Here is a 26,544-nt window from a genome sequence, read left to right as displayed (position 1 = left end):
GCAACCGACCGGGGGACGGCGCTCGCGCCGCCCCCCATCCCTCAGGAGAGGAGGGCGGATGGCAGCCCCACCCACCCCCGGCACACCCCCACGCACCGACCGGCCGGTCCTGGAGGCCCATGGCATCCGCAAGGCCTTCCCCGGAGTCCTCGCCCTCGACGGCGTGGCCCTGCGCCTCTTCCCCGGCGAGGTCCACGCGCTCATGGGCGAGAACGGCGCCGGAAAGTCGACGCTCATCAAGGTGCTCACCGGGGTGCACCCGCCCGACGCGGGAACGGTCTCCGTCGACGGCATCCCCCACCGGTTCACCGAGCCACTGGAGGCGCAGCACGCCGGAATCAGCACGGTCTACCAGGAGGTGAACCTGTGCCCCAACCTCTCGGTCGCGGAGAACATACTCATCGGGCGTGAACCCCGCCGCCTGGGGCTGGTCCACTGGCCGGCCCTCCACGCACGCGCGGCACGGCTCATCACCGAGCTGGAACTCGACCTCGACGTCCGCCTCCCGCTGAGCGCGCACTCCCTCGCCGTCCAGCAACTCGTCGCGATCGTCCGGGCCGTGGACATCCGGGCGAAGGTACTCGTCCTCGACGAGCCCACCTCCAGCCTCGACCGGGACGAAGTCGCCCAGTTGTTCACCCTGGTCCGCAGACTGCGTGACCGGGGTGTCGCGATCCTCTTCGTCACCCACTTCCTCGACCAGGTCTTCGACCTGTGCGACCGGGTGACCGTCCTGCGGAACGGCCGCCTCGAAGGCGAGTACCGGATCGACGAGCTGACCCCCGTCACCCTCGTACACCGCATGGTCGGCAGCGAACTCCGCACCCTCGACGAACTGGCCGAGACGTCGCACCCCGGCGCCACGGCCGGCCCCGGCCCCGGGGGCACCCCCTTCCTCAGCGCCCGCGGGCTCGCCCGTTCCGGCGCCGTCCACCCCTACGACCTGGACATCCACCGCGGCGAGGTCATCGGCCTGGCCGGGCTCCTCGGCTCCGGACGCACCGAGGCGGCCCGGCTGCTCTTCGGAGCCGACCACGCCGACGGCGGCGAGCTCCGGATCGACGGTGAGCGTGCCTCCCTGCGGTCCCCGCGCGCCGCGATCGCCCGCAAGATCGCCTTCTGCTCGGAGAACCGCAAGGCCGAGGGCCTGATCGGCGAACTCACGGTGCGCGAGAACATCGTGCTCGCCCTCCAGGCCGCGCGTGGCTGGACCAGGCCCCTCTCCCGCGCCCGGCAGGAGGAGATCGCCGCCCGGTGGATCGAGGCCCTCGACATCCGCCCGGCCGCCCCCGAGGCACAGGTCCGCAACCTCAGCGGAGGCAACCAGCAGAAGGTGCTGCTCGCGCGGTGGCTGCTCACCGCCCCCGATCTGCTGATCCTGGACGAACCCACCCGGGGCATCGACATCGGCGCCAAGACGGAGATCCAGAAACTGGTCACCCGCCTGGCCGCGGAGGGCACCGCGGTCCTCTTCATCTCCGCCGAACTGGAGGAAGTGCTGCGGCTGAGCCACCGCGTGGGCGTCCTGCGCGACCACCGCCTCGTCGCCACCCTCCCCAACGACCCGGCCCTGACGCCCGATCGGATCCTCGGCACCATGGCCACCGGAGCCACCTCATGACACCACCTGACGACACCGGCGCCGGGCGGCGTCCGATCCGGGCGCCCGGCGCCCGGCGGCTCGCCGAGCACCGCCTGTTCTGGCCCGCCGCCGTGCTGGCCGTCCTGCTGCTGGGGAACGTCGCGCTCACCCATGACTTCCTCGCCGTCCGCGTCCAGAACGGACACCTGTACGGCAGTCCGATCGACATCCTGCAGTTCGGCGCCCCGCTGATCCTGGTCTCGCTCGGCATGACGCTCGTCATCGCCACCCGGGGCATCGACCTCTCGGTCGGCTCGACGGTCGCCATCTCCGGCGCCCTCGCGTGCGAGCACATCGCCACCGCGAAGGAACCCGGAAGCCTGACCACCCTCCTGTCGGCGATCGCGCTGGCGGTCGGCGTGGCCGCCGCGATCGGACTGCTGAACGGCCTCCTGGTCGCGCGGCTCGGCGTCCAGCCCATCGTCGCCACGCTGGTGCTCATGGTCGCCGGGCGCGGGGTGGCCCAGTTGATCACCGACGGCCAGATCATCAGCGTCTCCAGCAGCGCCTACAAGATGATCGGCGGCGGCTACTGGCTCACCCTCCCCTTCGCCGTCCTGCTCGCCGCGGCCCTCGTCGCCGTCGCCGCTCTCGTCACGCGGCGGACGGCGCTCGGCATGCTCATCGAATCAGTGGGCGGCAACCCGCTCGCGAGCCGGCTCGTCGGCATCCGGGCGGCGGGCCTCCTCGTCACGGTCTACGTCGTCAGCGCCGTGTGCGCCGCGGTGGCCGGCCTGATGATCAGCTCCAACGTGTCCAGCGCCGACGGCAACAACGCGGGCCTGTGGATCGAGCTGGACGCGATCCTCGCCGTGGTCATCGGCGGCACCGCCCTGACGGGAGGCCGCTTCTCGCTCGGCGGCACGGTCCTGGGCGCACTGATCATCCAGACCCTCTCGACCACGATCTACACCCTCGGCGTTCCGCCCGAGACCACGCTCGTCTTCAAGGCCCTGGTCGTCATCGTCGTGTGTCTCGTCCAGTCGCCCGCGTTCCGCGCGCGACTCGCACGCCGTGGCCGCCCGGCCGGCCCGGCCCCCGCGGCCGACGGCACGGCGGCCCCCCGGCAGGAGGTCCACCCGTGAGTACCACCCTCAGCTCTCTCACCGGGCCGCTCCAGCGGCTGTCGGTACGGCACACCGCCCACCTGCCGCTCCTGGTGACGGCCACCTTGCTGATCGCCATGTTCTCGGTCGGCTCCCTGCGGTACGAGGGCTTCTTCTCCGCGCAGGTCCTGCTCAACGTCCTGATCGACAACGGCTTCCTGCTCGTCGTGGCGATCGGCATGACGTTCGTCATCCTCACCGGCGGAATCGACCTGTCGGTCGGCTCCATGGTGGCCCTGTCGACCATGCTGACGGCCTCGCTCGTCGAACGCAACGGCCTGCCGCTCGCCGTGGCGGTGCCGCTGGTCCTGCTGGTGGGGGCAGGCGGCGGCGCCCTCATGGGCTGGGTGATCCACACCTTCGAGATCCAGCCCTTCATCGTCACCCTCGCGGGGATGTTCCTCGCTCGCGGCCTCTGCTACATGATCAGCACCGAGTCCATCTCCATCACCGACCCGGCCACCACGCGGATCGCCCAGACCCGAGTGCTCCTGCCCGGGGGACTGTTCGTCTCACCCGCTGTGGTCATCGCCCTGGTGGTGCTGGTGCTCGCCTTCGTCGTCCTCCACCACACCCGCTTCGGCCGCACCGTTCACGCCCTGGGCGGCAACGAGTCCTCGGCCCGTCTCATGGGCCTGCCCGTGGGACGTACCAAGGTCGCGGTGTACGCCGTGAGCGGCCTGTGCTCCGCCCTCGGCGGTCTGCTGCTGACCTTCTACATGCTGTCCGGCTACGCCCTGCACGCCGTCGGCATGGAACTCGACGCCATCGCGGCGGTCGTCATCGGGGGGACGCTGCTCACCGGAGGCTCGGGCTTCGTCCTGGGAACGGCACTGGGCGTGATGGTCCTCGGCCTGATCCAGACCGTCATCAGCTTCCAGGGCACGCTCAGCTCGTGGTGGACGCGCATCGTCATCGGCGGCCTGCTGTTCGTCTTCATCCTCCTCCAACGGCTCTTCGGCGGATCCCGCCCGGCGCACTGACCTCCCGGCGGCCGACCGCGCGACGACCGCGCCCGGAAAGGGGGCAGGGCGTACCTGCCCCCTTTCCGGACAGCACCCCACTGCGGACAAGGAACCCCCATGAACCTCTCCCCTCCCGCCTTCTCCGGAGGACCGCCGGTCCGCCGTCCCTGCGCGGACTCCGGGGAACGCTGGACCTTCGGCTTTCCCGGCGGCATCACGGCGGAGGTGCACACCCGCGGCGCCCGCCTCCACGGGCTGTGGACGCCGGACCGGTACGGCACACCGGCGGACGTCGTCCTCGCTCCCGGCGACCCGGCCCTGACGGCCACCGCCGCCCGGTACTTCGGCGCCACCGTCGGCCGCTACGCCAACCGCATCGCACGCGGCCGGTTCTCTCTGGACGGAGAGCCGTACGGGCTGACCACACAGGAGGACGGCCACTGCCTGCACGGCGGGACCGAGGGCTTCGACACCCGGATCTGGGAAGCCGAGAGCGTGCACACCGCCGAACGGACCGGCGTGCTCCTGCGCCTCCGCAGCCCCGACGGCGACCAGGGCTTCCCGGGAAACCTGGACGTCACCGTCGGCTGCCTCGTCGGCCGCGACGACGAACTCACCTTCTCCTACGCGGCGGTCACCGACACGGCGACCCTGGTCAACCTGACCAACCACGCCTACTTCAATCTCGAAGGCGAGAGCGCGGGCGACATCCTCGACCACGAGCTGACCGTCGACGCCTCCCACTACACACCGGTCGACGCGGATCTCATCCCCTCCGGGGACCACCGCCCCGTCTCCGGCACCGCGTTCGACCTGCGGCGGCCGCTCAGGATCGCCGACGCCCTGGCCCGCCCCGGCGCCCCCGGCGGGTACGACCACAACTTCGTCCTGACCCCGCACCGCGACCGGACACCGCGCCGCGCCGCCGTCCTGTACGCGCCGGCCACCGGCCGCCGTATGGAGGTGCTGACCACGGAGCCCGGACTGCAGGTCTACACCGCGGGCCAGTTCGACGGGACGGTCCTCGGCAAGAGGGGTACGCCCTACGGGGCGGGCGCCGGCATCGCGCTGGAGACCCAGCACTTCCCCGACTCCCCGAACCGTCCCGGTGACCCGTCGACGGTGCTGCGGCCGGGCGAGGAGTACAGGTCGAGGACGGTCCTGCGGTTCACCACCCGCCCCTGACGGGGGACATGACGGTGCCCGTCGGCTCCTTGGCCGACGGGCACCGTCATGCCCGAAGCGGAGTCAGGCACCCGCCCTGCGCTTGTTCCACACGTCGAAGCCGACCGCCGCGAGGAGCACGAGCCCCTTGATCACCTGCTGCCAGTCGGTGCCCACCCCGACGAGGTTCATACCGTTGTTGAGCACGCCGAGGACCAGGCCGCCGATGATGGCTCCCAGGACGGTCCCGACACCCCCGCTCATCGACGCCCCGCCGATGAACGCGGCGGCGATGGCCTCCAGTTCGAAGGTCACACCGGCCTTCGGCGAGGCGGCGTTGAAGCGGGCCGCGAAGACGAGTCCGGCGAGCGCGGCGAGCATCCCCATGTTGAGGAAGACCGCGAAGGTGACCTTCCTGTCCTTCACCCCGGAGAGCTTCGCGGCGGGCAGGTTCCCCCCGATCGCGTAAACATGCCGCCCGATGACGGCGTTGCGCATGACGTACCCGAAGCCGACGAGCAGCGCGGCCAGGATCAGCAGCACCACGGGCGCGCCCTTGTAGCTGGCCAGGAGCAGGGTCGTGACCAGGACCGCGGCGACCAGTCCCGTCACCTTGAGCGCGAACAGGCCCGGGGGGACGGCCTCCGGGGAGAACTCGCGCCGGCGGCGGCGGTCCCGTACCTCCTGGAAGACCAGGTAGCCGGCCACCCCCAGGCCCAGGAGCAGGGTCAGGTTGTGGTAGTCGGTCCGGGGCCCCACCTCCGGGAGGAAGCCGTTGGAGATCTTCTGCAGGCCCTCCGGGAACGGGCCGAGCGTCTGCCCCTTGAGGAAGATCTCGGTGAGCCCGCGGAACAGCAGCATGCCCGCGAGGGTCACGATGAACGACGGTATGCCGACGTACGCGATGAAGAAGCCCTGCAGGGCCCCGGCGACGGCTCCCAGGAGCAGGGCGAGCAGCACCGCGACGGGCCAGGGCAGCTGGTGCTGGACCATGAGCACCGCCCCGACGCCACCGACCAGGGCCATCAGGGAGCCCACGGACAGGTCGATGTGCCCGGAGATGATGACGATCATCATGCCGATGGCCAGGATGAGGATGTAGCTGTTCTGGAGCACCAGGTTGGAGACGTTCCGCGGCAGCAGGAGATCGCCGCCCGTCCAGATCTGGAACAGCAGCACGATCAGGCCGAGCGCGAAGAGCATCCCGTACTGGCGCGTGTTCCGCCGGACACCGTCCAGGAGTGTCCGGGTCAGCTGCGTCGCCTGCGCGGGGGCGGCACCCGGGGGCGCCGGGTCGCTCTTGTCCATGCCGATGCCGGTGCTGCTCATTCCTGGTGTCCTTCGCTGGAGGCGGCGCCCGCCGGGGGTGCGGGGATGTCCCGCGTCATGTGTCGCATCAGCGCTTCCTGGGTGGCGTCCTCGCGGGAGACCTCGCCGGTCAGCCGCCCCGCCGCCATGGTGTAGACCCGGTCGCACAGGCCGAGCAGTTCGGGCAGTTCGGAGGAGATGAGGAGGATCGCCTTGCCCTCGGCGGCGAGCCGGTCGATCACGGTGTAGATCTCGTACTTCGCTCCGACGTCGACTCCGCGAGTGGGCTCGTCGAGGATGAGGACGTCCGGCCCGGCGAGGATCCACTTGCTGAGGACGACCTTCTGCTGGTTTCCGCCGGAGAGGCGCCCGACCGGTTCGAGGACGCTCGGAGCCTTGATGCCCATGGTGGCGCGGTACCGCTCGGCGACCCTGCGCTCCTCGTGACCGTCCACGATGCCGCGGCGGGCGAGGGTGCCCAGCGACGCGAGGGAGATGTTCCGGCTCACCGAGTCCCCGAGGTCGAGCCCGTAGTGCTTGCGGTCCTCGGTGACGTACGCGATGCCGTGGGCGACCGCCTCGGGGACGGTACGGGTGCGCACCTCGCGGCCGTCCTTGAGTACGGTGCCCCGCTCGTAGTGGCCGTAGGAGCGGCCGAAGACGCTCATCGCGAGTTCGGTCCGGCCGGCACCCATGAGTCCCGCCACGCCGACGATCTCCCCGCGGCGCACCTGGAGCGAGACCCCGTCGACGACCTTGCGGCCGCGGTCGAGGGGGTGACGCACCGTCCAGTCCCGGATCTCCAGGACCGGGCCGGCGTCGGCCGGGCCCTCGTACGGCGTGCGGTCGGGGAAGCGGCTGTCGAGGTCCCGCCCCACCATGCCGCGGATGATGCGTTCCTCGGTGGTGGCGGGGTCCCGGACGTCGAGGGTCTCGATGGAGCGCCCGTCACGCAGGATGGTGACGGAGTCGGCGATCCGGGCGATCTCGTTCAGCTTGTGCGAGATGATGATCGACGTGATGCCCTGACGCTTCAGCTCCCGCATCAGCCGCAGCAGCTTCGCGCTGTCCTCGTCGTTGAGCGCCGCGGTGGGCTCGTCGAGGATCAGCAGGCGGACGTTCTTCGCCAGCGCCTTCGCGATCTCCACGAGCTGCTGCTTGCCGACGCCGATGTCGGCGACCCGTGTCCTGGGGTGTTCGTCGAGCCCGACCCGTCGGAGCAGTTCGCCGGCACGGCGCAGCGCCTCGTGCCAGTCGATGATCCCGCGCCGGGACGGCTCGTTGCCGAGGAAGATGTTCTCGGCGATCGACAGGTGGGGGACGAGGGCGAGTTCCTGGTGGATGATGACGATGCCCTGCCGCTCGCTGGCCCTGATGTCCTTGAACCGGCACGGCTCGCCGTCGAAGAGGATCTCGCCCCCGTAGGTGCCGTGCGGGTGGACACCGGAGAGGACCTTCATGAGCGTCGACTTGCCGGCACCGTTCTCGCCGCACAGCGCGTGCACCTCGCCGCGCTCCACGGACAGGGTCACCTCGGACAGCGCTCGGACGCCGGGGAAGGTCTTCACGATGGACCGCATCTCCAGGACGGGGCCGGCGGTCGCGGACGGGGCCGGGGCCGGGGCGGGTGTCATCGCAGTTCCCCGGCGTCGATGTAGCCCGAGTCGACGAGAACCTTCCGGTAGTTCGACTTGTCGACGCTCACCGGGTCGAGCAGGAAGGCCGGGACCACCTTCTTGCCGTTGTCGTAGGTGGTCTCGTCGTTGATCTCGGGCTTCTTGCCGGCCAGGACGGCCACCACCATGTCCGCGGCGACCTGCGCCAGCGCACGTGTGTCCTTGTAGACGGTCTGGGTCTGCTGTCCCGCGATGATCGACTTCACGGAGGCGACCTCCGCGTCCTGACCGGTGACGACCGGCAGCGGCTTCGCGGCGCCGCCGTAGTCGTCGGACTTCAGGGCGGACAGGATGCCGATGGAGATGCCGTCGTACGGGGAGAGCACGGCGTCCACCCGGGCCGTGGAGTACGCCGAGGTCAGCAGGTCGTCCATCCGCTTCTGGGCCGTCCCTCCGTCCCACCGCAGGGTGGTGACCTGGTTGAGCCGGGTCTGGCCGGAGCGTACGACCAACTGCTTCTTGTCGAGGTAGGGCTTCAGCACCTTCATGGCGCCGTCGAAGAAGTACTTGGTGTTGTTGTCGTCGTTGGAGCCGGCGAACAGTTCGATGTTGAAGGGGCCCTTCTCCGATCCGGCCTTCAGCCCCAGCTTGTCGACGATGTACGTGGCCTGGAGCTCGCCGACCTTCTCGTTGTCGAAGGAGGCGTAGTAGTCGACGTGCGGGGAGCCCAGGATGAGCCGGTCGTAGGAGATCACCGGGATGTCGGCGTCCGCCGCCTGCCGCAGGACGTTGGACAGGGCCTCGCCGTTGATCGCTGCCACGACCAGGGCGTCGACGCCCTGGGTGATCATGTTCTCGATCTGGGCGACCTGCTGGTCGGGGTCGTCCTCGCCGTACTGCAGGGTCGTGGCGAAGCCGGCCTTCTTCAGACTGTCGGTCATGTTGCGGCCGTCGGCGATCCACCGCTCCGAGGACTTCGTGGGCATGGCGATGCCGATGGTGAGGTCCTTCGTGCCCTTCGCCCCCCGGCTGCCGCCCTCGCCGCTCTGCCCGCAGGCGGTCAGGAGCAGGGCACAGCTGGTGGTCACGGCCAGGAGGGCGGATGCGGATCGAAACTTCTTCATGGGCGTTACCTGGCAATCCCGTCGTCGAGGGCGGCTTCGGCCGGGGGACGTGCTCGGCGGCAGCGCGTGTCCTCGCACCACCGGGACGGCACCGTTCCGGCTGGGTGGCCGGGGCGTCCGCACCCCGGTCGAGCTAGATTGTTAGCGCTCACAACAGCGTGATACAAGAGGCGCTAAGGTTTTTCTCGTATCGGCACCCGGCCGTAAGCGCAGGAGAAGGGAGGCGAACGTGGCGCATCCCGCGGAAGACGTCCGCCCGCCGACGATGGCCGACGTCGCTCGTGAGGCGGGAGTCTCCCACCAGACCGTCTCCCGCGTGCTCAGCGGTCATCCCAACGTGCGCGCGGCCACGCGGGAACAGGTCACCCTGGCCATCGAGCGGCTGGGCTACCGCCGCAACTCCGCGGCGCGTGCCCTGGTGACGCGCCGTACGAGGACGCTGGGCGTCATCGCCGTCAACACCGCCCTGTACGGCCCTGCCAGCACCCTGACCGGCCTGGAGGAAGCGGCCCGGGAAGAGGGCTACCTCGTCTCGACCGTCAGTCTGCGCACCGGAGCGGGCCAGGGGCTCAAGGACGCCATCGACCACCTCGCGGCCTGGGGCGTGGAGGGTGTCGTCGCCATCACCCCGCAGCGCTCGCACGTGCAGGCGCTCGCCGAACTGGACGCGCCCTTCCCCGTGGTCACCGTGGAGGGCGGTCATCAGCTCGACCTTCCCGGGGTCTCCCTCGACCAGGAACTCGGCGCCCGGATGGTCACCGAGCACCTGCTCGCCGCCGGGCACCGGAACGTCTGGCACGTGGCCGGTCCCGGCGACTGGCTGGAGAGCGAGGCCCGCACCGCGGGGTGGCGTGCCGTCCTGGAGGACCACGGCATCCGGCCTCCGCGCGTCCTGTCGGGTGACTGGAGCCCGCTGTCCGGGTACCGGGCGGGGCAGGAACTCGCGGGCCTCGCCATGGCGCGCCGCGGGGAGACGCCGGTCACGGCCGTCTTCGTCGCCAACGACCAGATGGCGCTCGGCGTCCTGCGGGCACTGCGCGAGGGCGGGATCCGCACCCCCGCGCAGGTGGCCGTCGCCGGCTTCGACGACATTCCCGAGGCCGAGTACTTCCCTCCGCCGCTGACGACGGTCCGCCAGGACTTCGCCGCCATCGGGCGCCGGAGCATCGGCCTCCTGGTGGACCACATCGAAGGGCGCGCCCGAAAGGCCGAGCACCTCCTGGTGGAGCCTCAGCTCATCATGCGCGCGAGCACCCGCCCTCCAGGCCAGGCCTGACGGCTCGGGCGGTCGCCGCCGCGCTCCGGTCGCCGACGGGCCCTGCGTTCGCGCGGACGCGCACGGATCGCCCGCGTCCGCGTCCGCGTCCCCGTCGGCCGCCGGGCCGCATCGGCAGGGCCTCGTACCCCTCGTACCGGCCTGCCGCGCCATGCCGCGCCGAACCGGCCGAGGTTCTCCGGACTGCCCTTCGCGTGCGTTAGCGCTCACTTCTGGAGCCCTTGCCGTCGCTCGTTATTCGACAGAATCGCTCGCAGCTCTTGTTCAACTGAAATGTGAGCGTTAACAATCAGGGTCTCACCCCTCCCGCTCCGACGAGAGAGAACGCATCGTGACCCCACGAGCCCTTTCCGGCCCGGCAGCCCCGCACCACCCCGAGGCATGCACCATCGGAGTCGACTTCGGCACCCTCTCCGGGCGTGCCGTCGTGGTCCGGGTCCGGGACGGCGCCGAACTCGGTTCGGCGGTCCACGAGTACCGCCACGCGGTCATCGAGGACCACCTTCCCTCCACCGGCGCCCCCCTGCCCCCCGACTGGGCCCTGCAACACCCCGAGGACTGGCGCGACGTCCTGCGCACCGCCGTTCCCGCGGCGCTCGCCGACGCCGGAGTCGACCCGGCCCGGATCATCGGCATCGCCACCGACTTCACCGCCTGCACGGTCCTGCCGACCACCCCGGACGGCACCCCGCTCGCCCTGGCACCCGCATGGGCCGACCGCCCGCACGCCTGGCCGAAACTGTGGAAGCACCACGCCGCCCAGGCCCAGGCCGACCGCATCAACGCCCTCGCCCGCGCACGCGGCGAGAAGTGGATCGCACGGTACGGCGGCAGGATCTCCTCCGAGTGGCAGTACGCCAAGGCCCTGCAGATCCTGGAGGAGGACCCGGCCGTCTACGCCGCCTGCGCCCGCTGGATCGAGGCGGCCGACTGGATCGTCTGGCAGCTGACCGGCACGGAGTCGCGCAACACCTGCACCGCCGGCTACAAGGGCATCCACCAGGACGGGGCCTACCCCTCGCCCGGCTTCCTCGCCGGACTCCACCCGGACTTCGCCGACTTCCCCGCCACCCGCCTGGAACACCCCCTCTCCCCGCTGGGCTCCCGTGTCGGCGCCCTGAGCGACCGGGCCGCACACTGGACCGGCCTCCCCGAGGGCATCGCCGTCGCGGCGGGCAACGTCGACGCCCATGTCGCCGCACCCGCGGCCGGCGCTGTGGAGAACGGCCGGATGCTCGCCATCATGGGAACCTCCACCTGCCACGTCCTCAACGGCGCCGACCTGGCCGAGATACCCGGCATCTGCGGGGTCGTCGACGGCGGCATCGTCGAAGGCGCGTACGGCTACGAGGCCGGTCAGAGCGCGGTCGGCGACATCTTCGCCTGGTGGCTCCGCCAGGGCGTCCCGGACCACTACCGCGCAGAGGCCGAGGCCTCGGGCGAGGACCTCCACCAACTCCTGACCCGCAAGGCCGCGGACCAGCCGGTCGGCGCGCACGGCCTGGTCGCCCTGGACTGGATGAACGGCAATCGCTCCACCCTGGTCGACCACCACCTCTCCGGAGTCGTCGTCGGCCTCACCCTCGACTCCCGGCCCGAGGACGTCTACCGGGCCCTGCTCGAATCCACCGCCTACGGCACCCGGATGATCGTCGAGAGCTTCGAGGGCGGTGGAATCCCCGTCGAGGAGTTCATCGTCACCGGTGGGCTGAGGAAGAACGCGCTGCTCATGCAGATCTACGCCGACGTCCTCCGCCGACCCGTCTCCCTCGGCACCTCCGAACAGGGGCCGGCGCTCGGCTCCGCCATCCACGCCGCCGTCGCCGCGGGCGCCTACCCCGACGTCCGCTCCGCCGCAGCCGTGATGGGGAGCGTCCAGCGCCGGGCGTACGTGCCTGACCCCGCTCGGGCGGACGTCTACGACGCGCTGTTCCAGGAGTACCGCGCCCTGCACGACCACTTCGGTACCGGGGCAGACCTCCTCCTGCACCGCCTGCGGCGGATCCGCAACACCGCCCGCCGCGTCACCACCGGCTGACCGGGACGCCGCCGCGCCCCCGCCCCGACCTCTTCGCCCCAGCACCTCCGAGGAGCACACCCGACATGACGCTCGCCCAGCCCGACCGCGAGATCTGGTTTCTCACCGGCAGCCAGGCCCTCTACGGCGACGACACCCTGGCCCAGGTCGCCGACCAGTCCCGCGCCATCTGCGACACCCTCGCCGGGCAGCCCCGGATGACCGTCCGCCTGGTGTGGAAGCCGGTCCTCACCGACGCGGCCGCCATCCGCGCGGTCTGCCTGGAGGCCAACGCGGACGACCGCTGCATCGGCCTGATCGCCTGGATGCACACCTTCTCCCCGGCCAAGATGTGGATCGCCGGCCTCGACGCCCTCAGCAAGCCGCTGCTGCACCTGCACACCCAGGCCAACCGCCGACTGCCCTGGTCCACCATCGACATGGACTTCATGAACCTGAACCAGGCCGCCCACGGCGACCGCGAGTTCGGCTTCGTCCAGACCCGCCTCGGTGTCCCGCGCAAGACCGTGGCGGGCCACGTCTCCGCCCCCGACGTCGTCGACCGTATCGCCGGATGGGCACGCGCCGCCGTCGGCCGGGCCGAACTCACCACCCTCAGACTCGCCCGGTTCGGCGACAACATGCGCGACGTCGCCGTCACCGAGGGCGACAAGGTCGAGGCACAGCTGCGGTTCGGGGTCTCGGTCAACACGTACGGCGTCAACGACCTCGTCGCCGCGGTCGACGCCGCCCCCGACGACACCGTCACGGCCCTCGTCGAGGAGTACCAGGACCTCTACGCCCTCGCGCCCGAGCTGCGGCCCGGCGGCGGGCGCCACGACTCCCTGCGCTATGCCGCCCGCATCGAAGCCGGTCTGCGTGCTTTCCTCACCGAAGGCGGTTTCCGCGCGTTCACCACCAACTTCGAGGACCTCGGAGGCCTGCGCCAGCTGCCCGGTCTCGCCGTGCAGCGGCTGATGGCGGACGGCTACGGCTTCGGCGGCGAAGGAGACTGGAAGACCTCCACCCTGCTGCGCACTCTGAAGTCGATGGCCCACGGCCTGCCCGGCGGTACCTCCTTCATGGAGGACTACACCTACGACCTCACGCCCGGCAGGGAGCTCATCCTCGGCGCCCACATGCTGGAGGTCTGCCCCTCCCTCACCACGGCCGCGCCCGCCTGCGAGATCCACCCGCTCGGCATCGGCGGCCGCGAGGACCCCGTCCGCCTCGTCTTCGACGCGGACCCGGGCCCGGCCCTCGTCGTCGGTCTCGCCGACATGGGCGACCGGTTCCGCCTCGTCGCCAACCACATCGACGTCGTCGCCCCGCCCGAGCCGCTGCCGAAGCTCCCCGTCGCCCGGGCCGTCTGGCGCCCCCGCCCCGATCTGCGCACCTCCACCGAGGCCTGGCTGACGGCCGGAGCGCCGCACCACACCGTCCTGACCACCGCCCTCGGCGGGGAGGAGCTGGACGACCTCGCCGAGATGCTGCGCACCGAACTCGCCGTCATCGACGAGGACACCACCATCCGGCGCTTCACGCGCGAGCTGCGCTGGAACCAGGCCTACCACCGTCTGGCGCAGAGCCTGTGAGAACCCCCGCCCCCACTCCCACCAGGACGGAGCCTCCCGTGAGCACCGCCGTTTCGAAGGAACTGCGCCGAGAGGTACTGGAGGCCAACCTCCGCATCCCCCGAGCCGGGCTCGCCACGCTCACCTGGGGCAATGTGAGCGGGGTGGACCGCCAGGCCGGTGTCTTCGTGATCAAGCCCTCGGGCGTGGCCTACGACGCGCTGGGCGAGGACGACCTGGTCGTCGTCTCCCTGTCCGACGGGAGCGTCGTGGAGGGCCGTCTGCGCCCGTCCACCGACACGGAGACGCACCGCAGTCTCTACCTGGCCTTCCCCTCCATCGGCGGCGTGACCCACACGCACTCCACCCACGCCGTCGCCTTCGCCCAGGCCCGGCGTCCGATACCGGTGCTCGGCACGACCCACGCGGACACCTTCAACGGGCCCGTTCCCGTCACCGGGGCCCTCACCCCCCAGCAGTGCGCCACGGACTACGAGTACAACACCGGCCAGGTCATCGTCGACCTGCTGGGCGGCGACGACACCCGGGCCCGGGAGGTCCCGGGCGCCCTGGTCGCCCACCACGGCCCGTTCACCTGGGGTGCCGACGCCACCACGTCGCTGGAGCACGCCGTCATCTGCGAGGCGGTGGCCGAGATGGCCCTCCACACCATCGCCCTGGGCACGGTCGAGCCCCCGCAACACCTGCTGGACCGTCACTTCACCCGCAAGCACGGCCCCGACGCCTACTACGGCAATCCTCCCTCCGCCTGACGGCGCCGAGGGGAGCCAGGGTCGTCCTGGCTCCCCTCCATGGCGCACCGCGGTGGATCAGGTGCGGCTCCAGCGCTGGTTGGCGCCGTTCCAGCAGGAGTAGAGCTGGATCAGGGTGCCGTTGGCAGTGCCGTTGGCGGCGGCGTCGAGACAGAGGCCGGACTGGACGCCGACGATGGTTCCGTCGGAGTTGAGGCGCCACTTCTGGTTGTCGCCGCCCCAGCAGGCGTAGATCTGCACCTTGGCGCCGTTGCCGGTGCCGGCGGCATCCAGGCACTTGTCGCCGTAGACCCTGAGCTCACCCGTGGTGGTGTGGGTCCACTGCTGGTTGGTGCGGTTGTTGCAGTCCCACAGCTGGAGCTGGGTGCCGTCGGTGGTCGCGGCACCGGGCACGTCCAGGCAGCGGCCCGAGGCGACGCCCTTGATCGGTCCGGAGCCGGGGGGCGGGGTGGGGCCGGGGGAGGCGGCGTTGAGCGCGTTGAGGACGGAGGTGTAGGCGGGCTTCTTGCTGCCGTTGCCGTTGAACAGCAGGGGAGCGTGCTCGGGACGCCAGGAGTCGCTGTCGCGCACGCCCCAGACGGTGATGCCGAGGCAGCGGGGGACGGCCAGGCAGTCGTTGGTCACGTTGGCGTAGGTCGTGCTCGAGGCGCCCTGGATGTCGAGTTCGGTGACGGCGACGTCGACGCCGAGCGCCGCGAAGTTCTGCAGAGTGGTGCGGAAGTTGCTGTTGTAGGGGCTGTCGTTGTTGAAGTGCGCCTGGAAGCCGACGCAGTCGATGGGCACGCCGCGTTGCTTGAAGTCCCGGACCATGGCGTACATGGCCTGTGTCTTGGCCCAGGTCCAGTTCTCGACGTTGTAGTCGTTGTAGCAGAGCTTGGCCGCCGGGTCGGCGGCGCGCGCGGTGCGGAAGGCGACCTCGATCCAGTCGTTGCCGGTGCGCTGCAGGTTGGAGTCGCGCCGGGCCCCCGAACTACCGTCGACGAAGGCTTCGTTCACGACGTCCCACTCGGCGATCTTGCCTTTGTAGTGGGCCATCACGCCGTTGATGTGGTTGATCATGGCCTGACGCAGCGCGCCGCCACTGAGGCTCTGCATCCAGGCGGGCTGCTGGGAGTGCCAGGCCAGGGTGTGGCCCCGCACCCGCTTGCCGTTCTGCGCCGCCCAGTTGTACACGCGGTCGGCAGCGGCGAAGTCGAACCGGCCCTGCTGGGGTTCGGTGGCGTCGATCTTCATCTCGTTCTCGGCCGTCACCGAGTTGAACTCGCGGTTCGCGATGGTCGTGTACGTCGAGTCGTTGAGCCTGCCCGACGCGATGGCGGTGCCGAAGTACCGGCCGCTCTGCGCCGCCGCGCTGCCGAGCGTGCTCTCGGCGGCCTGCGCGGTCGGCGGCGCAACCAGCACGGTGGCGGGACCGAGGACGCCGACGACCAGCGCCGCGCAGAGACTGCCTATTTTCCTGCGGACGGTGGACGGGGTGGCGTGTAAACGCATGACTGGACCTCCAGTACGGAAATCACGGATGGATGCGAGCGCGGCAAAAAGGATTCCGCGACGGTGATGTCCGCGTCTGGGGAAAAGAGCGCGGACCATCAGGCGTAATGTTTCGGGGCCGGCGCCGCGGCACGGAGGAATAGGGGGAGGCGGCGCCTCGGGAATCAGTCTGGAAACACGGCAGGGGCATGTCAAGTATTTCGAAGAGTTTTCGGTAATGCGACCGGATAAGCGGGCCGGAGCGGTCCCTCCGGAGGCCCGTCAGGAAATTCGGAAGTGCCATGACGAAGCGGTCCTCGTCGAAAGAGTTTCGACAGGGACCGCTTCTTCCGCCGGCGAGGTCCTGCCCCGGTTCAGCGGTCGTGGTCGTCGATGCCCCTCGCCCCGGAGGGCCGGCCGGGATACGTGAGGTCGAACCGGGTGAAGTGGGCCTGGTTCGTGGACGGGCGGCCGTGGGAGGTGGCGTAGAGGCCGAACTGGACGCTGGTGAACAGCGGTCTGAGGAAGGTGGCTTCGACGGTGGTCAGGTCCTGCCAGGCACCGTCCGGTACCGCGTGGGCGAAGGTGTGGCTGAAGCCCCGGACGCGGACCCCCAGGCGTACGGGCCCCGGGGGGACGGGAACACCGGCCAGGACCTCGGGTCCGCGGCGCAGGACGAGCCCCTCCTGCGTGCGGAGGAAGAGGAGGTGGGCGTCGTCGTCGAGGACGACGGCGAGGCCGGCCTGTTCGCCCGGTGCCGCGGGAGTGAACCGGAGTTCGGTGGCCACGTCGCAGTCGGGGTGCTCCTGGGGGCGCGCCAGGAGGGACGGGGCGGTCCGCTCGCCGAGGTGGTCGGGGCGGAGCCGGAGGCGGAGCCCGTCGCCGACCGTCCAGAACCGCGTGCGCGGGGTGCGCAGCGTGCTCCAGTCGGCGGCAAGGGCGGCGAAGTCGTCGTGGAGGGGGCGGCGGGGGCCCCGGTGGCCGACAGGGGAGAAGACCGGCCGCCCGTCATCCCACGTGACCTCGCTGAGGAAGGTCTCGCGGCCGATGGCGGAGCCCGGGCGGACACCCAGCAGGACGGCCCGCCAGTCGCCGTCCGGGGTCTGCACGAGGTCGGCGTGACCGGTGCAGGTGACGGGGCCCTGCCGAGCGGGAGGGAGGACCGGGTTGCCGGGGACGCCCTCGTACGGGCCGGTCACCCGGGCGGCACGGGCGGCCACCACGCTGTGGTCCACGTCGGTACCGCCCTCCGCGGTGAGCAGGAGAAAGGCACCGTCGACACGGTAGAGGTGGGGGGCCTCCGACCAGCGGGCGCCCGCCCGGCTGCCCGACCACAGGACGTACTCGGGTCCGGTGAGCCGCCGCTCACCGGGAAGGTACTCCCGCATCCAGATCTCGGTACGGCCCGCGACCTCGTCCGTGACACGGGCGGCGGTGAACCAGGCCCGGCCGTCTCCGTCCGGCCCGTCGTCGAAGAACAGCGACGGGTCGAAGCCCTCTCCCTCCAGCCAGTACGGCTCCGACCACGGACCGGCGGGGTCGGCCGCCGTGACGACGAAGTGTCCGGGGCCGTCCATCAGCGTGCAGACGAGGTGGAAGAGCCCGTCGTGGTGCCGGATCGTCGGCGCGAACAGGCCGCGTGACGGCTCGCACCCGTCGAGGTCGAGCTGGGAGGGCCGGTCCAGCGCGGAGCCCAGACGCCGCCAGTTCGCGAGATCGCGGCTGTGGAACACGGGAAGCCCCGGGAACCACTCGAAGCTCGACGTCACCGCGTAGTAGTCCGCCCCCGCCCGGCAGACGGACGGGTCGGGCCGGAAGCCGGGCAGCACGGGATCACCGAAGGCCCCGCTCATCGGACCGGGACGATCTCTACCGGCACGGACAGCACACGGTCGGCCGCCGGGTGACGTACGGGGCCGAGCAGGGTGAAGGAGCCCCGGAGCGGAAGGTCCCCGCTGGACCGCCCGACGGCCACGCCGATCTCTCCGGGCTCCACCCTCCTGCGCAGGTCGACCCCGGTGAAGGAGGTCCGGTCGGCGTGGACGGAGAAGGTGACCCGGGCGGCCTCGCCCGGCCGCAGCCCGACCCTGGCGAACCCGGCCAGCCACCGCCGGGGCCGGACGACGGACGCCTCGGGGTCCGACAGGTACAGCTGGACCACCTCGGTCCCGGCCACCTCGCCGACGTTGCGTACGGTGACCGCGACCGAGACGGCCCCGTCCGTCGGGGCGGTGGGATCCACCGAGAGATCCGAGCAGGTGAAGCTCGTCCAGCTCAGCCCGTGCCCGAACGGGAACAGCGGGGTCGGGTCCACCGAGCTCCAGTCGGTGCGCCCGCCCAACGCGGAGTGCAGGTAGGTGCCGGGCTGCCCGCCGGGCCGGCGGGGGATGGAGACGGGGAGCCGCCCGGACGGCTCCGCGGCCCCGCTGATGATCCGGGCCAGCGCCGTCGCGCCCTCTTCACCGGGGAAGAAGGCCTGGACGACGGCCGCCGCGCGGTCGGCGAGCGAACCGAGCGCGTAGGGGCGTCCGGAGACGAGGACCAGGACGGTGGGCACGTCGGAGTCCAGCACGGCGGAGGCGAGTGCGGCCTGGTCGCCGGGCAGGTCGAGGGTCTCGGCGTCACAGCCCTCTCCCGAGGTGCCCCGGCCGAACATGCCGGCCCGGTCACCGAGTACGAGCACGTTCACCTCCGGATCCACCGCGGTGACCGTGAACCCGGCGGAGGTCAGCGCCTCGCCGAGCGTCGGTATCTCCAGCCCGGGATCGCCGGGCAGCGCCACGTGGTTGGGGAAGGAGTAGCAGCCGAGGAAAGCGTGGGGGTCGTCGGCGTACGGTCCGCTGACCGCGACCCGGCACGGGCGTAGCGGAAGGACGCCGTCGTTGGCGAGCAGCACGGTGGACCGTTCGGCCAGGAGTTTGGCCAGTGCCCGGTTCTCCGGCGGGTCGAGGTCGACCGGCTCGGGTCTGACGGGCTCCCAGTCGGGATCGAGCAGGCCGAGTTCGGCCTTCTGCAGCAGGACCCGCTCCGCGGCCCGGTCGACGAGCTGCCCGGAGACGTCTCCCGACCGTACGCGTGCGGTCAGCGGCGGGCCGTAGCAGCGGGCGGTGGGCAGCTCGACGTCGATTCCGGCGGTCAACGCCAGCGCGCCCGCCGCGCCACGGGATCCGGTGACGCCGTGCCGGGTCTCCAGGAAGGAGACGGAGTAGTAGTCGGCGACGACGACACCGCCGAAACCGAGTTCGTCCCTGAGCAGTCCGGTCAGCAGGTGTTCGTCGGCGGCGACCGGGACGCCGTCCACGTCGGTGTAGCTGTTCATCACCGACCGGGCGCCTCCCTCGCGCAGCGCCCGTACGAAGGGCTCGACCAGGACGTCGGCGAACTCGCGCGGCCCGGAGGCGACGGGGGCCATGTTCCGGCCGCCGCGGGAGGCCGAGTATCCGGCGAAGTGCTTGAGCGTCGCCACGACGCCGGCGCCTTCCAGACCCTGCACGTAGGCGGTGCCGATCGCCGCGACGAGATAGGGGTCCTCGCCGATGCACTCCTCGGTCCTGCCCCACCGGTAGTCGCGGACCACGTCGAGCACCGGGGCCAGCCCCTGATGGACGCCGACCCGGCGCATCCCCTCGCCGATGGCCCCGGCCATCCGCCGCACGAGAGAGGGGTCGAAGGACGCACCCCAGGCGAGCGGCCCGGGGAAGACCGTGGCTCCGAGCGTCATGAACCCGGTCAGGCATTCCTCGTGAGCGATGGCGGGGATACCGAACCGGCCGGCCCCGGCCACCTGGCGCTGGAGCGATGCGAGGCGCTCCATCCCGGCCTCCGCGGTGACCGGCGCGGTCCCGTACACCCGGGTGAGCTGGCCGAGCCCGTACCCGACGATGTCGTCGAGGCCGGGCGCGGGCTCGCCGGAATCGTCCTCCATCGGCGCTACGGGGGCTCCGGGATTCGAGGGCAGGGCCCAGAAGCCGGTGAGCTGCCCCACCTTCTCCTCCAACGTCATCCGGCTCAGCAGATCGGCGACGCGTACGGAAGCGGGCAGGAGAGGATCACGCCAGAGCTCGGTCAAGGGGTTCTCCTAGGGACGGGGCGAGGCGGTGGAGAGCCGGACCTTGAGCTCGGTCGAGAGCTCCATCCGGGGGCTGACCAAGGGTTGGTTCTCCAGAAGCTGGAACAGCGTGCGGGCGGCGAGCCGGCCCATCTCCTCCAGCGGCTGACGCACCGTCGTCAGCGGAGGTGACAGCCATTCACACGTCGGCAGGTCGTCGAAACCGACCACACTGAGGTCCCTCGGGATGCTCAGTCCGCCCTGCCGGGCGGCCTCGTAGACGCCCATCGCCTGCTGGTCGCTCCCGGCGAAGACGGCCGTCGGCGGCTCGGGCAGGGCGAGCAGATCCCGGGCACACCGGAACCCGCCCTCGTGCTGGAAGTCGCCGAACCGGATCAGGTCGCGGTCGACCTCGATCCCGGCCCGCTCCAGAGCGGCCCGGTAGCCGTCGATGCGGGCCTGGCTGCAGAGCATCTCCCTGCGCCCGCCGATCGCGGCGATCCGGCGGTGCCCCATGTCCAGCAGGTGCTCGGTGGCGGCGAGGCCGCCCGCCCAGTTGGTCGCGCCGATGCTCGGCACGCCGTTGTCCGGCAGGTCGATCGGGTCGATGACGACCAGCGCCACCCCGCCCCGCTCGACCTGCGCGCGCTGGGCCTGGGTGACCGAGGCGGTGACGAGGATGACGCCGTCGCTGTGGTGCCGTACCGGCAGGGCGGCCCAGCTCGACGGCGTGGCCTCGCCCGGCGGTACGAGCGACACGACGGTGCCGACGCCCCGCTGGGCGCACTCGGCCTCGACCCCGCGCAGTATCTCCACCGCCCACGCGCTGTCCAGGCCGCCGATGATCAGGTCGACGAGGCCGGATCTGCGAGCCCTGTTCTGCCGGCCGGGCTGGAGGTAGTTGTGGGATCGCAGCAGAGCCTCGATCCGCTCGCGTGTCGAGGGCGCGACGTCGGACCGGCCGTTGATCACCTTGGAGACGGTGGCCTGGGAGACCCCCGCCTCCGCGGCGATGACCGCCAGGGTCGCACGCTGCTCGCTCAACTTCTCTCCTCCTCGACGCCGTCGGTCGACGACGGGTATCGCAAACTTTCGAAGAGTTTCTGGTCGGCGCGACTGCTTGTCAAGCCCGGGATCAAGCGGTCTTCCAAGATAGATCGGTGAGAAGTCTTGACCGTGCAGCCCGGCGTTCCTAGTTTATGGCACCACGGAATTCGAGAGTATTTCGAAAAGTTTTCGAGCGCGGAACCGGAGATGAACCCGGCAGCGGCGCCATCGAACCCGGCATCCCCTCACGGAGGTCCCATGGCCAGCACCCACCCGAGCCGACGAAACTTCCTGTCGCTCGCGGGCTTGACCGCACTGTCCGTCCCCCTGAGCGCGGCCTGCGGTGCCGACGCATCGGGCGGCGGGCCGGCGGCCGACGGCAAGGTGGCGTTCGAGTGGTGGAACATCGCGACGACGGAGCCGGGCAGATCCCTCTTCCCGCAGATCTCCTCGGCGTACACGACCGCTCACCCGAACGTCGCGATCAACACGACCTCGCTGGAGAACGAGGCCTTCAAGTCCAAGCTGACCGCCACCACCTCGTCGGGCAGACTCCCCGACGTCTTCCAGACCTGGGGCGGCGGGGTGCTGCGGCAGCAGGTCGAAGCGGGGCTGGTCGAGGACCTCACCGAGGCCCTGGACTGGTCGAGCGAACTCACCCCGGTCTCGCTGGAGCCCTACCAGTTCGACGGCCGCACCTATGCGGTGCCGTACGACATCGGCATGGTCGGCTTCTGGTACAACAAGAAGCTGTTCGCCGAGGCCGGGATCACCGCCCCGCCCGCCACCTGGGCCGAGTTCCTCGACGGCGTCGGGAAGCTCAAGGCGGCGGGCACCACCCCCATCGCCCTCGCGGGCAAGGAGAAGTGGCCGGGCCACTACTACTGGGCCTACCTCGCGATGCGCGTCGCCGGCCTCCCCGCGCTGCGGGAGGCCGCGACCACCAAGGACTTCACCGGTGCCGGCTTCGTCCGGGCGGGCGAGCACCTCAAGGAACTCGTCGACCTCCAGCCGTTCCAGACGGCCTTTCTCGGCGCGGGCTACGCCACCCCCGGCGGACAGGCCGCGACCATGGGCAACGGCAAGGCCGCCATGGAGCTGATGGGGCAGTGGGGGCCGTCGGTGCAGAAGGACGCGGGCGCCGACCTCGGGGCGGACCTGGGCTTCTTCCCCTTCCCCGCCGTCGACGGAGGCGTGGGGGCGGCAACCGAGGTGCTCGGGGGCGGCGGCGGCTTCGCGTTGCGCAAGGGCGCTTTGAAGGAGGCGCTGGACTTCCTGAAGTTCTTCGTCCTGGAGAACCAGTCCAAGCTGCTGGCCTCCAACGGCTACCTGCCGGTGGTGAAGGGCGCGGAGAGCCAACTCACCGACGCCAACAGGAAGGTGGTGGCCGCGAGCCTGGTCGAGGCGACGGGTTTCCAGCTCTTCCTCGACCAGGCGTACCCGCCGGCGGTCGGTCAGGAGGTCAACGACAGCGTCGCCGACCTCATAGCCGGCAAGAAGACGCCGGAGCGGGTCACCACGTCGATCACCGAGGCTGCGAAGAGTGCCTAGCTCCCTGTCCGCCCCGGCCGAGGAGCGGAAGGAGGAAGCCCCGCCGACGCGGCCGCCCGCCCCGGCCCGCTCGCGCGGGTGGGGCGACTGGGTGTCGGTCGCCTGGTTCCTCGTCCCGGCTCTCGTCCTCTTCCTCGTCTTCGTCCTCGCCCCGATCGTCGTCGCCGTGTGGACCGGCTTCTTCAAGTGGGGCGGGATCGGCCCCATGGACGACTTCGTCGGCTTCGCGAACTACACCAGGCTCCTCGACGACGAGGTCTTCCTCGGCGACCTGGGGCGCGGACTGTACCTGATCGTCCTGTCGATCACGATCCAGCTGCCGTTCGCCCTCTTCACCGCGGTCCTGCTCAACCAGAGGCTCCGCGGCCGGGCCGTCTACCGGATGCTGTTCTTCGCGCCGTACATCCTGTCCGAAGTGGTCACGGCGGTCCTCTTCACGATGGTCTTCCTGCCCGGCGCCGGCATGGCCGACCACCTCGCCGGCCTCCTGGGCCTGGACGGGCTGCAGGGCAGGTGGCTCGCCGATCCCTCGACGGTCATGCCCACCCTCTTCGTGGTGATGGTCTGGAAGTACTTCGGCTTCCACATGATGCTCTTCCTCGCCGGACTGCAGAGCATCCCGTCCGAGGTCCTCGAGGCCGCCGCCATCGACGGCGCCGGGGCCTGGCGCCGCTTTCGGCATGTGACGCTGCCGCTGCTCGGCCCGACCGTCCGGATCAGCGTCTTCCTGTCGATCATCGGGTCCATCCAGCTCTTCGACCTGGTCTGGGTCATGACCGCGGGCGGACCCAACCACTCCTCCGAGACGATGGCGATCGCGATGTTCCAGTCCGGGTTCCAGCGGTACCAGGTCGGCTACGCCAGTGCGATCAGTGTGGTGCTGTTCATGATCAGCCTGGTCTTCTCCCTCTTCTACCAGCGCTACGTGCTCCGCCGTGACCTGAGCGGAGCCGTCACCTCGGGAGGAGGCCGATGAACGCCCGCCGGACCGCACGCGGTCTGTCCCTGCACGCCGTGGTCTGGCTGATCGCCGCGTTCGTCGCCGTACCGCTGCTCTACGCGGTGATCTCCGGATTCAAGAGCAGCGGCGAACTCACGACGAATCCGTTCGGGCTGCCGGAGCAGTGGAAGACCGGCAACTACACCGGAATTCTCGGCGACGGAATGTTCTGGCGGCAGATCGCCAACAGTGCGGGAATCGCGATCGGCACGACGGTCTGCACGGTCGCGGCCTCCGCGATGGCGGCTTTCGTGCTGGCGCGCTATGCCTTCCGGGGACGGGAGTTGTTCTATACGCTGTTCACGATCGGGCTGATGTTCCCGTTCGCGGTGGCCGTTCTGCCGCTCTTCCTCATGCTGCGCACCTTCGGCCTGCTCGACAATCCGCTCGGAGTGATCCTCCCGCAGGCGGCTTTCGGGCTTCCCCTGACGATCGTGATTCTGCGTGGTTTCTTCCGCACCATCCCGGCGGAGATCGAGGAGGCCGCCACCATGGACGGCTGCGGCAAGCTCCGCTTCTTCTGGCAGATCCTGCTGCCGATGGCACGTCCGGCGCTCGGTACCGTCTCGGTGCTGGCGGTCGTCGCGAGCTGGAACAACTTCTTCCTTCCGCTGCTGGTGTTCAACGATCCCCGATGGCAGACGATCCCGGTCGGCGTCCAGCAGTTCCAGGGCCAGTACTCGACCGACTACGCCCTGGTCCTCGCCTACATCGTGCTCGCCATGGTCCCCGCGCTCGCCTTCTACGCCGTGGCCGAACGGCAGTTGATCGGCGGCCTCACCGCGGGAGCCACCAAGGGCTGACCCGCGCCACGCGACCCGCACCCCCGAGGAGACCCTGTGAAACGTCCGACCACTCCGAAAGGCGTCGTAATGTTAGCGCTAACATTACAGGTCGGGGCTCCCTCGCCCCGACCCCTGGCCGAAATCTCGGGGCCGACCCCGTACGGCTGGGCAGCCGCCGAAGGGCGGCGCGGCGCCACCCCCGCCACGGCGGCCGTCCCGTACGCGGCGACGTGTCGGGGCCACAGGGCCCGGGGCAACCGCTCTTCGGCGTGTACGCCCCTCTCCACGCCTGTTCCGTCCCCGTCCTGCTGACGGGGGCGGCCGCCGCGCGGTTCGTCCGCTTCTCCACCCACCCTCGAAGGAGCCCTTCTGATGAGGTTTCGCCATCCACCCCTGGTCCTGAGTCTCGTCCTCGCGGTCCTGTCGTCCTTGCTGCTCGGGGCCGCTCTCCTCAACGCCCCGCCCGCCGCCGCGGCCACCATCGACACCAACGCCTGGTACGTGCTGGTCAACCGCAACAGCGGAAAGGCCCTGGACGTCCACAACCTCGCGACCGGCGACGGCGCCCGCATCACCCAGTGGACCAGGAACGACCAGAACCAGCAGCAGTGGCAGTTCGTCGCCTCCGGAGACGGCTACTACCGCGTCAAGTCCCGCCACTCGGGCAAGGTCCTGGACGTCCAGAACCGTTCCACCGCCAACGGCGGCGCGATCGTCCAGTGGACGGACGTGAACGGCGGCAACCAGCAGTGGCGGCCGGCCGACAGCTCTGACGGTCACATCAGGCTCGTCGCCCGCCACAGCGGCAAGGCCCTCGAAGTCCAGGGCGGCTCCACCGCCGACAACGCCAACATCGTCCAGTACGACGACTGGGGCGGCACCAACCAGCAGTGGCGGCTCGTCAAGGTCGCCGACGGCACCCCCGGCACCTGTGCCCTCCCCTCGACGTACCGCTGGTCCTCCACGGGCCCGCTGGCGCAGCCCAGGGCCGGGTGGGCCTCGCTCAAGGACTTCACCGTCGCCCCGCACAACGGCAGGCACGTCGTCTACGCGACGACGCACGGCACCCCGGGGACGGGAGTGGGCTGGGGCACGATGAACTTCACCCCGTTCACCGACTGGTCCCAGATGGCCACGACGGGCCAGAACAGGATGCCGCATTCCGCGGTCGCGCCCACGCTCTTCTACTTCGCGCCGAAGAACGTCTGGGTGCTCGCGTACCAGTGGGGCAGGACCGCCTTCTCCTACCGGACGTCGAGTGATCCCACCGATCCGAACGGCTGGTCGGCGGAGCGGGAGCTGTTCTCCGGGAGTATCGCCGACTCGAGTACGGGGCCGATCGACCAGACGCTGATCGCCGACGACCGCAACATGTACCTGTTCTTCGCCGGTGACAACGGCAGGATCTACCGTGCGAGCATGCCGATCGGGAACTTCCCCGCGAGCTTCGGCTCGTCGTACACGACGGTCATGAGCGATACGACGAAGAACCTGTTCGAGGCGCCGCAGGTCTACAAGGTCAAGGGCCAGAACCAGTACCTCATGATCGTCGAGGCCCGGGGCGCGAGCGAGCAGCGCTACTTCCGCTCGTTCACCGCCTCCAGCCTGAGCGGTGCGTGGACCCCGCAGGCGGCGACCGAGAGCAACCCCTTCGCGGGCAAGGCCAACAGCACAGCCACCTGGACCGACGACATCAGCCACGGCGAGCTGATCCGCGACAGCGCCGACCAGACCTTCACGATCGACCCCTGCAACCTGCAGTTCCTCTACCAGGGGCGTGATCCCAACTCCGGCGGTGACTACGGCCAGTGGGCCTACCGCCCGGGTCTGCTGACGCTGCGGCGCTGACGAAGCGGCGGGCTCGGCGGTCGTCCGAGCCCGCCGTGGTCACGGCCGGGGCCGCGTTCGGGGCCGGAGCGGCCTTCGCCGTCCTTCCTTGAGCGTGTGGCCGTCCGCTCTCCCTTGGGCAGGTGGCCCTCTGCCCGTACGGCGGCGGGGCGGGGGGGGGGGGGGGGGGGGGGGGGGGGGGGGGAGGGGGGGGGGCAGGGAGGGGAAAGACCCCCTCCTTTTCCCCCCCA

At 70.7% G+C, this 26,544-nt stretch carries 19 protein-coding genes; 12 read left to right on the top strand and 7 right to left on the bottom strand.

What is annotated here, in order from left to right; translation table 11 throughout:
• The first annotated feature begins 58 nt into the window (after window positions 1–58).
• The 4 genes from AC0682_RS12900 to AC0682_RS12885 all read left to right on the top strand — a co-directional run bounded on the left by AC0682_RS12900 (window position 59) and on the right by AC0682_RS12885 (window position 4,898).
• On the top strand, window positions 59–1,621 hold the full coding sequence (locus AC0682_RS12900; RefSeq protein WP_478532744.1) for a sugar ABC transporter ATP-binding protein: 1,563 nt from the start codon (window positions 59–61) through the stop codon (window positions 1,619–1,621).
• Window positions 1,618–2,727, top strand: coding sequence for an ABC transporter permease (locus AC0682_RS12895; protein WP_478532743.1), 1,110 nt, complete (start codon window positions 1,618–1,620; stop codon window positions 2,725–2,727). Before AC0682_RS12900 ends, AC0682_RS12895 begins: the two co-directional genes overlap by 4 nt.
• Before the next feature lie 38 nt (window positions 2,728–2,765).
• Window positions 2,766–3,731 (top strand): galactofuranose ABC transporter, permease protein YjfF, encoded by a 966-nt coding sequence (gene yjfF, locus AC0682_RS12890; protein WP_478532841.1) that lies wholly within the window; start codon window positions 2,766–2,768, stop codon window positions 3,729–3,731.
• A 99-nt stretch (window positions 3,732–3,830) separates the two neighbouring features.
• Window positions 3,831–4,898, top strand: a complete 1,068-nt coding sequence (locus AC0682_RS12885; RefSeq protein WP_478532742.1) for an aldose epimerase family protein — start codon at window positions 3,831–3,833, stop codon at window positions 4,896–4,898.
• A gap of 63 nt (window positions 4,899–4,961) precedes the next feature.
• Here the strand turns inward: AC0682_RS12885 and mmsB are convergent, their stop codons facing one another.
• The 3 genes from mmsB to chvE are packed head-to-tail and all read right to left on the bottom strand — an operon-like array spanning window position 4,962 to window position 8,925.
• Window positions 4,962–6,206: a multiple monosaccharide ABC transporter permease gene (gene mmsB, locus AC0682_RS12880; RefSeq protein WP_478532741.1), complete on the bottom strand. Its 1,245-nt coding sequence runs from the start codon at window positions 6,204–6,206 to the stop codon at window positions 4,962–4,964.
• On the bottom strand, window positions 6,203–7,819 hold the full coding sequence (gene mmsA, locus AC0682_RS12875) for a multiple monosaccharide ABC transporter ATP-binding protein (RefSeq protein ID WP_478532739.1): 1,617 nt from the start codon (window positions 7,817–7,819) through the stop codon (window positions 6,203–6,205). Before mmsA ends, mmsB begins: the two co-directional genes overlap by 4 nt.
• A complete protein-coding gene (chvE, locus tag AC0682_RS12870) occupies window positions 7,816–8,925 on the bottom strand; it encodes a multiple monosaccharide ABC transporter substrate-binding protein (protein WP_478532737.1) in 1,110 nt (369 codons plus the stop codon). The genes mmsA and chvE overlap by 4 nt, the downstream gene beginning before the upstream one ends.
• Window positions 8,926–9,154: 229 nt before the next feature.
• Here chvE and AC0682_RS12865 point away from each other — a divergent pair, with 229 nt between their 5' ends.
• From AC0682_RS12865 to araD, 4 genes are all read left to right on the top strand, one after another.
• Window positions 9,155–10,201, top strand: a complete 1,047-nt coding sequence (locus AC0682_RS12865) for a LacI family DNA-binding transcriptional regulator (protein WP_478532735.1) — start codon at window positions 9,155–9,157, stop codon at window positions 10,199–10,201.
• Window positions 10,202–10,532: 331 nt separating this feature from the next.
• Complete coding sequence (gene araB, locus AC0682_RS12860) at window positions 10,533–12,239, top strand: ribulokinase (RefSeq protein WP_478532734.1); 1,707 nt, start codon at window positions 10,533–10,535, stop codon at window positions 12,237–12,239.
• A gap of 65 nt (window positions 12,240–12,304) precedes the next feature.
• Window positions 12,305–13,813: an L-arabinose isomerase gene (araA, locus tag AC0682_RS12855; RefSeq protein ID WP_478532733.1), complete on the top strand. Its 1,509-nt coding sequence runs from the start codon at window positions 12,305–12,307 to the stop codon at window positions 13,811–13,813.
• A gap of 38 nt (window positions 13,814–13,851) precedes the next feature.
• Window positions 13,852–14,565: an L-ribulose-5-phosphate 4-epimerase AraD gene (araD, locus tag AC0682_RS12850; RefSeq protein WP_478532731.1), complete on the top strand. Its 714-nt coding sequence runs from the start codon at window positions 13,852–13,854 to the stop codon at window positions 14,563–14,565.
• A gap of 57 nt (window positions 14,566–14,622) precedes the next feature.
• On the opposite strand, the gene AC0682_RS12845 is transcribed toward araD, so the two are convergent.
• The 4 genes from AC0682_RS12845 to AC0682_RS12830 all read right to left on the bottom strand — a co-directional run bounded on the left by AC0682_RS12845 (window position 14,623) and on the right by AC0682_RS12830 (window position 21,127).
• Window positions 14,623–16,056 (bottom strand): endo-1,4-beta-xylanase, encoded by a 1,434-nt coding sequence (locus AC0682_RS12845; protein WP_478532730.1) that lies wholly within the window; start codon window positions 16,054–16,056, stop codon window positions 14,623–14,625.
• A gap of 353 nt (window positions 16,057–16,409) precedes the next feature.
• Complete coding sequence (locus AC0682_RS12840; RefSeq protein WP_478532729.1) at window positions 16,410–17,888, bottom strand: glycoside hydrolase family 43 protein; 1,479 nt, start codon at window positions 17,886–17,888, stop codon at window positions 16,410–16,412.
• On the bottom strand, window positions 17,885–20,104 hold the full coding sequence (locus tag AC0682_RS12835) for a beta-glucosidase (protein WP_478532727.1): 2,220 nt from the start codon (window positions 20,102–20,104) through the stop codon (window positions 17,885–17,887). The genes AC0682_RS12840 and AC0682_RS12835 overlap by 4 nt, the downstream gene beginning before the upstream one ends.
• 9 nt (window positions 20,105–20,113) lie before the next feature.
• Complete coding sequence (locus AC0682_RS12830) at window positions 20,114–21,127, bottom strand: LacI family DNA-binding transcriptional regulator (RefSeq protein ID WP_478532725.1); 1,014 nt, start codon at window positions 21,125–21,127, stop codon at window positions 20,114–20,116.
• 261 nt (window positions 21,128–21,388) lie between these two features.
• On the opposite strand from AC0682_RS12830, the gene AC0682_RS12825 reads away from it, so the two are divergent.
• From AC0682_RS12825 to AC0682_RS12810, 4 genes are all read left to right on the top strand, one after another.
• On the top strand, window positions 21,389–22,681 hold the full coding sequence (locus AC0682_RS12825; protein WP_478532724.1) for an extracellular solute-binding protein: 1,293 nt from the start codon (window positions 21,389–21,391) through the stop codon (window positions 22,679–22,681).
• Entirely contained in the window at window positions 22,674–23,657 is a 984-nt protein-coding gene (locus AC0682_RS12820) for a carbohydrate ABC transporter permease (RefSeq protein ID WP_478532722.1), read from the top strand. The genes AC0682_RS12825 and AC0682_RS12820 overlap by 8 nt, the downstream gene beginning before the upstream one ends.
• Window positions 23,654–24,484 carry a carbohydrate ABC transporter permease gene (locus tag AC0682_RS12815; RefSeq protein ID WP_478532720.1) on the top strand — a complete coding sequence of 277 codons (831 nt, stop codon included), beginning with the start codon at window positions 23,654–23,656 and terminating at the stop codon, window positions 24,482–24,484. The genes AC0682_RS12820 and AC0682_RS12815 overlap by 4 nt, the downstream gene beginning before the upstream one ends.
• A 354-nt stretch (window positions 24,485–24,838) precedes the next feature.
• The gene (locus tag AC0682_RS12810; RefSeq protein WP_478532718.1) at window positions 24,839–26,314 is read left to right on the top strand and encodes a non-reducing end alpha-L-arabinofuranosidase family hydrolase; all 1,476 of its coding nucleotides are present in this window, start codon (window positions 24,839–24,841) and stop codon (window positions 26,312–26,314) included.
• Window positions 26,315–26,544 lie beyond the last annotated feature (230 nt).

The sequence above is a fragment of the Streptomyces sp. NPDC043746 genome, assembly GCF_056436485.1.
Note: the sequence above shows the minus strand (reverse complement) of the source record. Positions and strands in the feature narration are given on the sequence as shown.